The sequence below is a fragment of the Photorhabdus sp. RM323S genome, from assembly GCF_042879375.1.
In the GTDB taxonomy this organism is placed as follows: domain Bacteria; phylum Pseudomonadota; class Gammaproteobacteria; order Enterobacterales; family Enterobacteriaceae; genus Photorhabdus; species Photorhabdus tasmaniensis.
In genome coordinates this window covers 81,460-92,684 of sequence record NZ_JBHFKZ010000013.1, presented here as the reverse complement: position 1 = coordinate 92,684, position 11,225 = coordinate 81,460, and the positions used below count along the sequence as shown (strand labels likewise).

The 11,225-nt window shown below is 37.7% G+C and carries 11 protein-coding genes and 1 pseudogene; 5 read left to right on the top strand and 7 right to left on the bottom strand.

Annotation, left to right across the window (positions count from 1 at the left end; all coding sequences use genetic code 11):
• Both ACGF7G_RS08425 and ACGF7G_RS08420 read left to right on the top strand, forming a co-directional pair.
• Window positions 1–468 (top strand): T6SS immunity protein Tli4 family protein (locus ACGF7G_RS08425; protein ID WP_387464724.1); only part of this gene is annotated, 468 nt, incomplete at its 5' end.
• A 548-nt stretch (window positions 469–1,016) separates the two neighbouring features.
• Window positions 1,017–1,208, top strand: a complete 192-nt coding sequence (locus ACGF7G_RS08420; RefSeq protein ID WP_387464723.1) for a PAAR domain-containing protein — start codon at window positions 1,017–1,019, stop codon at window positions 1,206–1,208.
• Between the two features lie 956 nt (window positions 1,209–2,164).
• Here ACGF7G_RS08420 and ACGF7G_RS08415 read toward each other — a convergent pair.
• Window positions 2,165–2,353, bottom strand: a complete 189-nt coding sequence (locus ACGF7G_RS08415) for a hypothetical protein (RefSeq protein WP_166296421.1) — start codon at window positions 2,351–2,353, stop codon at window positions 2,165–2,167.
• A gap of 38 nt (window positions 2,354–2,391) precedes the next feature.
• Here ACGF7G_RS08415 and ACGF7G_RS08410 point away from each other — a divergent pair.
• Window positions 2,392–2,571: pseudogene (locus tag ACGF7G_RS08410) on the top strand (DUF3304 domain-containing protein); the annotation flags it as partial.
• 355 nt (window positions 2,572–2,926) lie between these two features.
• A complete protein-coding gene (locus ACGF7G_RS08405; protein WP_387464722.1) occupies window positions 2,927–3,913 on the top strand; it encodes a T6SS immunity protein Tli4 family protein in 987 nt (328 codons plus the stop codon).
• Between the two features lie 92 nt (window positions 3,914–4,005).
• Here ACGF7G_RS08405 and ACGF7G_RS08400 read toward each other — a convergent pair whose 3' ends face one another.
• Window positions 4,006–4,209: a hypothetical protein gene (locus ACGF7G_RS08400; RefSeq protein WP_387464727.1), complete on the bottom strand. Its 204-nt coding sequence runs from the start codon at window positions 4,207–4,209 to the stop codon at window positions 4,006–4,008.
• Between the two features lie 80 nt (window positions 4,210–4,289).
• Here ACGF7G_RS08400 and ACGF7G_RS08395 point away from each other — a divergent pair, with 80 nt between their 5' ends.
• Window positions 4,290–5,600, top strand: a complete 1,311-nt coding sequence (locus tag ACGF7G_RS08395; RefSeq protein WP_387464721.1) for a hypothetical protein — start codon at window positions 4,290–4,292, stop codon at window positions 5,598–5,600.
• A 131-nt stretch (window positions 5,601–5,731) separates the two neighbouring features.
• On the opposite strand, the gene ACGF7G_RS08390 is transcribed toward ACGF7G_RS08395, so the two are convergent.
• The 5 genes from ACGF7G_RS08390 to ACGF7G_RS08370 form a co-directional block, all read right to left on the bottom strand.
• Window positions 5,732–6,406 carry a LuxR C-terminal-related transcriptional regulator gene (locus ACGF7G_RS08390; RefSeq protein WP_387464719.1) on the bottom strand — a complete coding sequence of 225 codons (675 nt, stop codon included), beginning with the start codon at window positions 6,404–6,406 and terminating at the stop codon, window positions 5,732–5,734.
• An 810-nt stretch (window positions 6,407–7,216) separates the two neighbouring features.
• Window positions 7,217–7,882 carry a LuxR C-terminal-related transcriptional regulator gene (locus ACGF7G_RS08385; RefSeq protein ID WP_387464718.1) on the bottom strand — a complete coding sequence of 222 codons (666 nt, stop codon included), beginning with the start codon at window positions 7,880–7,882 and terminating at the stop codon, window positions 7,217–7,219.
• A gap of 24 nt (window positions 7,883–7,906) precedes the next feature.
• Window positions 7,907–8,593 (bottom strand): helix-turn-helix transcriptional regulator, encoded by a 687-nt coding sequence (locus ACGF7G_RS08380; RefSeq protein WP_387464716.1) that lies wholly within the window; start codon window positions 8,591–8,593, stop codon window positions 7,907–7,909.
• 220 nt (window positions 8,594–8,813) lie between these two features.
• Window positions 8,814–9,500, bottom strand: coding sequence for a helix-turn-helix transcriptional regulator (locus ACGF7G_RS08375; RefSeq protein ID WP_387464714.1), 687 nt, complete (start codon window positions 9,498–9,500; stop codon window positions 8,814–8,816).
• 242 nt (window positions 9,501–9,742) lie between these two features.
• The gene (locus tag ACGF7G_RS08370) at window positions 9,743–10,432 is read right to left on the bottom strand and encodes a PAS domain-containing protein (protein ID WP_387464712.1); all 690 of its coding nucleotides are present in this window, start codon (window positions 10,430–10,432) and stop codon (window positions 9,743–9,745) included.
• Window positions 10,433–11,225: the final 793 nt, after the last annotated feature.

Sequence of the window (11,225 nt, the reverse complement as noted above, 5' to 3'; positions counted from 1 at the left end):
CCGACTATTGCGGGAAGTTGTATTTCCAATGCATTTATTGCGGATAATCAAAGGGATAAAGAAGATATCGGCGTATTATATAAAACTGGCCCGGATAATTATTTGAATGTGAGAATACAAACAAATAACTATATCCGGGAAAAAGACAGTATGCTGGAGCGTATCGGCCAAATTAAAGCATTTCTGTATCGGGGTGATATTTTTCGTAAAGGCGCGCGAAAAATTAATGGGTTGGATACCGAGGAATTATTGGCGGTGGGGTTACAGCCGGACAGTGATGATCCGCGTTATCAGTTTACGTTACTGGCAAATGAGAAAACCGGCGGAAAGAAAACACCGGTCTTTGATTTGACGGTGGTCAATGATGAAAAGACACCGACAGCCTATACCCAAAATGAAATAGTGGCGTTCTGGGATGCTATTAGTCAGACCGTTAGAGTCAGACCCGGCGCTTTTGATCCCCGATAATATGCGTTTTAAATTAAACCCTTTATAGGGATATAAGGGTTAACTTAATCAAGGGGGATAAAGGCACTAAAATACAAATAGGTATTTTACATTCAGTTGTCAGAATGACTCAGGCGGTGAAAATTGGATAAAGAAAGGGTTTGCCGATTTTATTGGCGATGGGGGGTATTCTCTCTGTGAGAGGACGGTTTTTTTAATAATGCATTAATGGGGGGCTCAATGTGATTAAATTTGATTTTTGGGATGTGGTATTGGTCTGTGTTTTTCTTCTTTTCTATTATGCCTGGCCGGTCATAATGATTATTGATGGTTATGTCATTTATCGGACGATTCAAAGTATTAGGGGAAAGAAATACAAACACATGCTGTTCTTAATCCCTGTTGTGGTGTTATTGAGTGGGCCGCTTATTTATCTTTTAATTCAGTTTTTAAAGGTATGGGGCCCTTGAGATTAAAGTCAATAATGAGATATCTCGGGATAAAATATTATCTCCTGATATCTGACGGTTTATTTAGGGTTATTTCGATAATCAATAGAGGATATCGCAATGTCTGGTATTGTTTGTTTAGGTGATGCCACTGATCGAGGTGGAAAAGTGATCACCGCTTCTTCAACAATGTATTTCGACGGTAAACAGGCCGCTTTGGTGGGTGATCTCATTAATTGCCCGCTAGACGGGCACGGTATTAATCCCATTATTGAGGGGGATAATACCTTCAGGAAAATGGCCGCGCTGTAGTGGTGCATTATTGTCGCTGCCAGTGTGGGTGTCGAGTATTTAGCTCAATGCTTCATAACCAAGTTGAGTCATCGTCATGAGCTGGCCTATTCCTGAGATCCCCCGTCTTCGTGTCGTGGCGCCGGTGCGTTATGGGTTGTGGGGGATTATTTTATTGCTGATGCTGGCGGTGGGCATAGGTATGGCGCTTGTGCTTGCAGTGTGGCTGAGTCTTCTCGTTGGGGAATTGTAGCAATATTAAAGGGAGCTCTGTTATTCACAGAATGACAGATATTCCCATTGACGCTATCGTGCTTTATTTAGGTGGGGGATTAGGTTTAATTCGGGATCGACAAGCCGGTTGCTATTTATTTTTTTAGTATCACCTAATGTATTCGCATTCCATGAATGATAATCATTATTTTTTACGTTTGTTTCATCTGTTGGGTGGTGAAATTGAAAGTGAAGTCATTTGTGTTTTTTATGAAATAACCACATGATTATAAATGAAAATATAACTTTTTCATTATGAATTAATAGCATTGTTATATTATAACTTACGAGTCGTTCGGTTTTTTTTAAATAAGTTCAATATTTTTATGTAAATAAATGTCATCTTATCTATATTTTTTTAAATATTATGGGGCTTATCTTCTTGTATCCCCGTTATATTCATTGGGCATTTAACATATTGTGCTATTTGATAAAAAAAGACTTGATTTTAATATGCACCCATTAGGAGAATCGAATTATTCAGTAACAGTCCATCCTATTAATGAATCGACTCATTGGTGGAACGGGAATAGCCCGATTAACTGTTTATATTCTGGTTAACATCCGGTCGGGAAATACCTGACCAGATTTGTTGTTTTCCTGATTTATTCTGATTGACTCCTGAATTCTTATTCGGTTTTAGTTCTGTTCGGTCCTGAATACCGTCTCCTGTCAGCGACTGCAAAAGGTGCCGGACTCTTTATTTACTCCGTTACCAGCAAACTTACCGGTACCCGTGTGCACGAAACGACTAGGAGAAAATTATGAACAACGCAACCCCGGCGATCATCTTTGATCACAGCCGCTACAAACTGAACGTGTGGAGCAAGACTGCATGTTTTTTGTCCTGCCATCAGGTCAAAGTCACGACTTCCTGTGACGTCTACAGGCATCTCAAATCCAGATTGTTGCTAATGTGAAAGAGTAGAAGATGAAAAAACAACAGTTTAGGCTGGCGGTTTTATGTCTGTTACTGGCTGCTTGTAGCCAGTTTTCGGCGCCGGCGGGCGTGATTATCGCGATTAACCATACCAAATGGGCGATTAACCAGTTCAGTGTGGATGGTAATCCCGGTATTGATAATATCGGGCCGTACCAGGGCGGAGGTGGGCGAGGTGACGAGTCAGCAGAGACAGTTTATCGAAGAGCGGCGATTGCAAATCGGCAAGGAAAATCTCAAAGCGCGTTGGGCAGGAAAGAGGCTGAAACCGACCCCGAGAGGGGAGCCGGAGAAATGAAGAACATTATCCGTCAGGGCGACAGCCAGCCTTCCTGATTATCAGGTGGTGGCATGAAAGCCAGTCCCATTTTGCCGCCTTATTGATGCTATCCGCCAATGGAATGGCGTTGATATGGCGTGAGATTGAATAAGAAATACCTTACTTATTTTATTGGCTATCGTGGTTATTTATGTTTTGTGGCAGTGATATTTCCCTGCCCTTTATTACCCTAAGAAGGAAAAGAAAATGACAAATGAAATGTTAGCAAATATGCAAACTCGTTGTGTTGGCCGTTATCTGATTGATATTCCCTTAGCATTTGAAAACATCGTCAATACTGGGGTATTAATTGGTGATGCAAGAATAGAAACCAAGCGTTTGCATTTATCCACATTTGAACAGCGGATACAATTAAGGGAGCAGAAGTTAAGGGGGACCAGGACTACCGATCCGAAAGATCTGCCTTTTTTAAAAAAGGTTCATCATCTCCAGGGGAATTTATACGGCGTTATTTTTGACAGAAATAACAATGTCAGTGAACCCGGTTTTACCCGAGTATTAGAAGCCCATTTATATGATAATGGTGTGGCTTTTATCATAGAGATGAAATTTATAGAAATCTCAGATGACAAATACAGTTATTCAAAAAAACTTTATATAAAATCTGGGATGGCCGAAAGCCAATATAAAATGCTTTCTCAAACTTTGGACAAAATGCAAAGGCTTCTTCCCAGAATCAGTGGCAGAAAGGATAGAGAAATTCCGATAATGGCAGGGATCTGTATCCCTGACGGTTTTATTGCCAGTCATCATAATGATGATGAGGAAGTGAATATGATTTTTGTCTATCAGGGAAATGAGGATGATCATTTCACATTCGGTATTGAAATAATTAATCATCTTAAAGAAGGTTCTTTATTTGAACGTATTGGTGAAGCTGAAAGGGATTGGTTCGTTAATTGTGGCAGGGTAATAAGAAAGGGGGAAAGAGAAATAAATGGCATTCATGGGGAGGAGTTATTAACCGTAGGTCTGCAACCTTTTGATAGTAATCCTCGGTATCGATTTGATTTTATTATCAATGATATGGTGGTGGATGAAGAAAATGTCTGTGTTGGTATTATGTCAATGAATTACCAGTTACCTTCAACGCCGTATACCGAAGATGAACTGATTATGTTTTGGGATGCAATAACGAAAACCTTTCGTAAAAGGCCGGACGCTTTCGGATAGCGATATGTTTGGCATTATTTTTTTAGGTAGTGCGGCTAGTGAGTGCGAAAAAGCATTCTCGTTAATTCAATGAACGATTAAGAAAGGTGATATCAGGCTATGGCTATTTTTTCTCTGATTATTTTATCTCCCTTCTTCTTATTTATTCTGAACCTATAACGGTATTTTTTAATCAGTTTTACCAAATCTGGCGTAAATACTCCTACCCGGCGACGTTTGCCTCCGGGGGAAGCGACAGGACATTTCAGTGCACGGTAACCGATGGCACGGTGTCCGTCACGTACTCCTTTTTTCATCGGCAAGTGAAAACGTTGCAGCTGGATCTTACGTCATTTATTTCAATTAACTCAATGAACTATAAGGAATTTATTTTATTATGAATAATCTTGTGACTAAAGCGCTGTCGTTGCCTGACTGGTATCCGCAAGCTTTCTCTCATTTGGGGGCAGAAGAGTATGCCATCGTGTGTCAAATTTGGCAGCGCGAACCTATGCTGCGTGAACTGGCCACTGAACTTGATAAATATCATCCACCGAAGGAAATGTGTTGTACCGCCAGTGGAAGTCATGACGTCAGTTTCATGAGCATGATGGAATCTGCCCATTTGGAGTACTATTGCCGCCTCTGTCGGAGTTACCACTCTTACTACTCCGGAACACCATTTCATCTACTTGATAGTAGTCAACATGCCCGTTTATACGCGGTTTTGGTAACGTTCTGGGGCTGTTGGCGTATTGAAGAGGCGATGTGGATAAGTGGTTGTTATGATAGAAAATCCTGGAGACGCTACTGCCAGCGGTTGAAGCCGGTTCTGATGTTGATCGGTAAACGTTCGGTGACGCCGTATCCCCGTCATTTACTGGGCTTCATGCCGGGCCAGCAAGGAGTACATTGCCCGACATGCCTGTCATCACGGTTAAGCTATGCTGAGGAGATGCCTGCGGGCAACCCAATGGTTCACTGTGAAGCGTGTCGGCATCAGTTTGTGATCTATCCGGAAGTACCCAAGGGTATTGATCCGTTTGCAGGCAAAACGCCGGATGATGAGGTGCCAGTGCCTGATTGGTTCCAGCGGTTGTTTGCGCATACTACGCAAGCGCAATACCAGCATTTAAGATGTGTCTGGCAAAGAGAGCCGGTACTACGGGCGCTGGCTGATCGTTTGGATGAACAAAACCCATTCCTGGGTGGAGTATATGAATGTCCCTGGTGTGGGAACCAGCGTTTGAGCGCCTACATTAGGGAGCATCATCACCGTGATGAATATTATTGCCGGGCCTGTGATAAATCGTTTTCTGCCAGTGCTGGCTCGGTATTTTATCGGTTGCAGGAGAAATATTACTATCGCCTGTATTCCGTGTTGATCATGTTGTGGACACAGTGGCGGCCTACGGATACCTTGGCAATAGGTAAACTCAGAAAGTTGGAGGTATTAAACTACTATCGTAAACGGCTACAGCCGCTGTTTGATGAACTGGGTGATCAGCCTATTACACCGTACCCCCGATATATGTCAGGATTTAAGCTCGGAAGGCAGGGGGTTTGCTGCATTCATTGCCAATCTGCGAATCTGGATATCGCGGGGGTAGTCACCACGCCGGATAATCCGAATATTCGTTGTTTAGATTGTGACACTAAGTTTAGGTTGCATGTTTGGCGCTGGCAGTTTTTATCCGATGCACCGTAAAATGCCATTTGATCCCTTTTGTCAAAATGGGATCAATATATTATTTCAGCGGCAGCCTTATTAGTCAATTAAGGCTGCCGCTGTTATTATTGGTAATTGAAAATTACGTTAATAGTTTGATAATACGATTTTTAAGTCAATAAAAATCTTTCTGGTACATAATGATGAAAATTATTCGCCAGACAGTATTCTTCTAATTGTTTGTTGGAATTAACACCTATCTTGTCATATATTTTAGCCATATATGTTTCAACAGTATGATAAGTAATATTCAATCTCTGTCCAATCTGTTTTCTGGTGTATTTTTGTAAAAAGAAGAAAATAATATCCCACTCCTGTTGAGTAAAAATATCCGTTGGTGGTTGGAGTATAATGGATGATGGTAATTTTTTATGATATTGATGTAATTGGGATAATGAATATTCTTTGGCTTTCCATGCATGGAAAAGGATTCCGATGCATTCGTTTTCATCATTATATAGTGGGAGTTTTTCACAAAAATAAGATGATGGAAATTTATCTTTACTGAATATATGTGTTTCAAGTGAACATACTCTTTGTCCTTTTGTTATTACCTTTTTATCATGATCCATGAATTCCTTGGCAAACTCAGCGCCATTCCAGGGGATTTCTGCGTCAAAAAATCCTTCATAATCAAATGATTTTGGAAGATTTTGAATATGCTTAAATGCCAGGTTGCCATAATTCCAGCATGAATTTTGATCTTTGACCCCCCAAGGTTCATTACTTTGCTGTGTTGTGTGAATGATTTGAGGTGAGACAATTAGCTTACTGGTTTTGCTCATGATTAAGTCCTATCATATCTAAATCTTCAGGAAGGTTGAGTCGTTGGTAAAAGCAGGATTGGCATGAATAAATCTTGATTGTAGATCTCTGGCTCCTCAAGGTTTATCATTTCTCTCGCACGTTTGAGTTAATTGTGGCGTGATATTTCTGGAGTTTTTTCTTATATTTGACATAGTTACTCATAAATCTTTATTTAAATTATTAGCTGAAATTCTTGTTTGTCGATTACGCTTCAAGTGAGCCGTTATATAATAGAAGATAATAACTTTCTCGTCAAAAGCCATATGCTTATTAATTGATTTTTGCTATTTAATAATGTAATTTTAAATTGAAGTTAATATAACTATAAATATTATTTATGAGGGGATTGTTTTGATTTTTTATTGAATAAATAGCCTGAGGCCGTTGTGGAGCTCTCTTCTGTATCTGATATATTTTAACGAAAAAGTGTAAGTTATCAACGGTAAATAAGTGTAGATTATACCTAAAATTATCAGCATCCTCTTTATTGTCAATTGATGAACAATTATTTTTTCTAATGCTTAATAGCCGTTTTACTAAACTGTTTTATTTACTCTAATTTGTAATTAAATGGCAATTTTGGACAGTGTTCTGAAAAAACGAGAATTTTGAACATATTTTTAATATGGCAAAAAAGGTAAACGAAGCGAATCATTCTTTACATACTACGTGTACGTTCCGATTTCTGCTCACTGTCCGTATTCACCATTACAATAATGGTCTACAATAATTATGTCTAACAAGATAGTCTAAGCTTTATTACCAAGAATAATCTGATAATACGATTTCTAAGTCAATAAAAATCTTTCAGGTACATAATAGTGAAAGTTATTAGCCAGGCAATATTCTTCCAATTGTTGACGGGAATTAATACCTATCTTTCCATATATTCTGGTCATATATGTTTTAACAGTACTATGAGAAATATTTAATCTTTGTCCAATCTGTTTTCTGGTGTATTTCTGTAAAAAGAAAAAAATAATATCCCACTCACGTTGAGTAAAAAGCTCCGTTGGTGGTTGGAGTATAATGGATGACGGTAAATTTTTATGATATTGATGTAACTGGGTTAATGAATATTCTTTAGCTTTCCATCCATGGAAAAGGATCCCGATACATTCGCTTTCATCATTATATAATGGGAGTTTTTCTTGAAAATAAGATGATAGGTTTTTTTCTTTCCCGTATGTATGTGTTTCAAGTGAACATATTCTTCCTTTTTTTGTTATTACGGTTTTATCATGGATAATGAATTCTTTTGCAAACTCAGCTCCGCACCAAGGAATTTCATCGTCAAAAAGCCCTTCATAATCAAATGAGTCTGAAAGGTTTTGAATGTTTTTAAATGCCTGATTACCATAAAGGAAGCATGAGTTTTTATCTTTTATTCCCCATGGTTCATTGCTTAATTCCATTGTGTTGATAATTTGAGGTGATATTTCATAACTCTTCATAAAAACTCCGTGATAGTTTGAAATTTAAAGAAATATTTTGCTTCCTGGGCGTACAAATCTTTCTGGCACATAGAGATCATAATCATTAGAGCGACAGTAGTCTTCCAGTTGATAACAGGAATTAACGCCAATCTTTTTGTATATCCGAGCCATATGGGTTTCAACTGTACGATAGGATATATCTAACAACCGTCCCATTTGTTTGCTAGTATACTTTTGTAACGAGAGAAAGATAATATCCCATTCCCGTTGAGTAAATAAATCAGTCGGTGGCTGGAACAGAATAGATGCCGGGAGTTTACCGTGATAAAAACGGGTTAATGAGAAATCCTGGGCTTCCCATCCATGAAAAAGAGTTCCTATGCATTCTTTTTCATCATTATATAGTGGATATTTTTCGCAGAAATAAGATGACAGAAATTTATTTTTTCCATACCTATGTGTTTCAAGTGAACATACCCTTTGTCCTTTTGTCATTACGCTTTTATCATGATTTACGTGTTCTTTTGCAAATTCTGCCCCAGCCCAAGGGAGCTCGTCGTCAAAACATCCTTCATAATCAAATGAATTTGGTAGATTTTGAAGATATTTGACTGACTCGTTGCCATAAATCCAGCATGAGTTCTGATCTTTTATCCCCCAGGGCTCATTACTTTGCTGCATGGTATTAATGACTTGAGGTGAAATAATTAGCTTATTGGTTTTACTCATGATTAAGTCCTATTGTACAGTTGATGGTTAGTGGCTTAAGCTTATGATTTCCTACTGACAATACATTATGAATAAATTTTTTTGTTACAAAATTAGAGTAAATAAAACATGAAGAACTATCTTTTACTCCCCACAGTTCATTACTTAATTCCATTGTGTTGATAATCTGAGGTGATATTGCATAGTTCTTCTTCATAAAAACGCCTTTATAATTTAGGATTTAAAGAAACATGCTGCTTGTTGGGTGCACAAACCTTTCTGGCACATAGAGATCATAATCATTGGAGCGACAGTAGTTTTCCAGTTGATAACAGGAATTAACGCCAATTTTTTTGTATATCCGAGCCATATGGGTTTCAACAGTGCGATAGGATATATCTAATAGCCGTCCCATTTGTTTACTAGTATACTTTTGCAAGGAGAGGAAGATAACATCCCATTCCCGTTGAGTAAATAAATCAGTCGGTGGCTGGAACAGAATAGATGCCGGAAGTTTACCATGAAATAGACGGGTTAGGGAATAATCTTGGGCTTTCCAGCAATGTAAAAGGATTCCGACACATTCTTTTTCATCGTTATATAATGGATATTTCTCCTGAAAATAAGATGACAGGAATGTATCTTTTCCATATGTATGTGTCTCGAGTGAACATATTCTTTTTTCTTGTGCCATTACAGTTTTATCATGGGTGATGAATTCTTTTGCAAACTCAGCTCCCTCCCAAGGGAGTTCATCATCATACCGCCCTTCGTAATCAAATGAATCTGGAAGATTTTCAAGATGTTTAAGTGCCAGATTGCCATAAATAAAGCATGAATCTTTATCTTTTATCCCCCAAGGGTCATTGCTTTGCTGCAATGTGTTTATGATTTGAGGTGAAATAATCAGCTTATTAGTTTTACTCATGATTAAATCCTATTGTACAGTTGATTGCTAGTGGTTTAAATTTGTGACTTCCTATTGACAATACATTATGAATACATTTTCTGTTACAGAATTAGAGTAAATAAAACATGAAGAACTATCTTTTATCCCCCAGGGGTCATTGCTTTGCTGCAATGTGTTGATGACTTGAGGTGAAATAGTGAGCTTATTGATTTTACTCATGACTAAATCCTATTGTACAGTTAATGATTAGTGGTTTAAATTTATAATTCCCTGCTACCAATAGTGAAAAATCTTTCAGGAACGTAAAGGTGGTAATTATTTTTCTTGCAGAAATCTTCTAATTCCATATGGGGTAGTAAATTAAATTTTTTATAAATAGACTGAATATGATTAATAACACCTTCTGTGCTGATCGTTAATTCTTTACTGATGCTCTCCTCATCCTGAGAATGCAGAGTCAGAAAAAGAACTTCCCACTCGGTTTGCGTCAGTATGTTGTTAGGTGGGATAAATTGCAGGGTTGACGGAGATGTTTTTTCATAATAGTAAGAAACAGAAAAATCCTGGGTTTTGTACATATGTAAAATAATCCCCATGCAATCACCATTTTCATCACAAAGGGGATATTTGTCACAAAGATAGGTTTGTTTTACTTTATGCTCTCCAAGCAGATGGGTTTCCAGTGACGTGACCCGTTGCATAGTTTTAATGGCTTTTTGATCCTGACGGTGGAATTCTTCTGCGCATTCGGCGATAGGTAAGGGTAATTCACCGGCAGAAAGCCCTATAATATCGAAATTTTCAGGCAGGTTAAGCAGTTGATAAAAAGCAGAATTCGCGTAAATAAATCTTGATTGCAGATCTTTAGCTACCCAAGGATCATTACTTCTGTCCCACATTTGAGTTAATTGTGGTGTGATGCTACTGGGGTTTTTTCTCATGTTTGACATAACAACTCCTAAATCTTTATTTAAATTATTATTTGAAAATTTTGTTTGCCGATTATGCTTCAAGTGGGCCGTTATATAATAGAAGATAATAACTTTCTCGTCAAAAATCGTATATTTATTAATTGATTTTTTACTATTCAATTATGTGATTTTAAATTAATGGAAATATAACTATATTTACTATTTTGTACGAAAATTGTTTTATGGTTTGTTGAATAAATGGTACGAGGCTGTGGCTGTGCTCGCTGTTGCACCTAATATCTGGCGTTTTTTAGCGATAAAGTGGAGGTTATCAACGGTAAATAAGTACAGATTGTATCCGAAGTCATCAATATCCTCTTTACGTTGTCAATGGATAAATAATTATTTGTCCTAATGCTTGGTAGCTATTTTACTACACTGTTTTATTTACTCTTCTTTGTAATAAAGAGCAATTCTTGACCGTGTTCTGAAAAAAACGATAGTTTCTGAACATATTTCTCATGTGATCCGAAGAGTGAGATAAGCAAATTACCCTGCTTGTATTAAGTGTATATTTCGGGTTTTACATGTTGTCTGTGTTTATTGTTCATCTAAAAATACGGTTTGCAACAATTATTCTTATTTAAATAAGTAGTAAATACTTAGTAGTGAGGCTAATATAAGTTTTGCAGTATGACTGCACTTTGTACACTAATTGGTTGTACTCACTCAGCATGAATCATGAAACTCGATTAAATGATTATTTTAAAAAGGTTCATTGAAGTATTTAATACGATTCCAACTTTCCTAAGAATAACTAAACTTCTGTAAT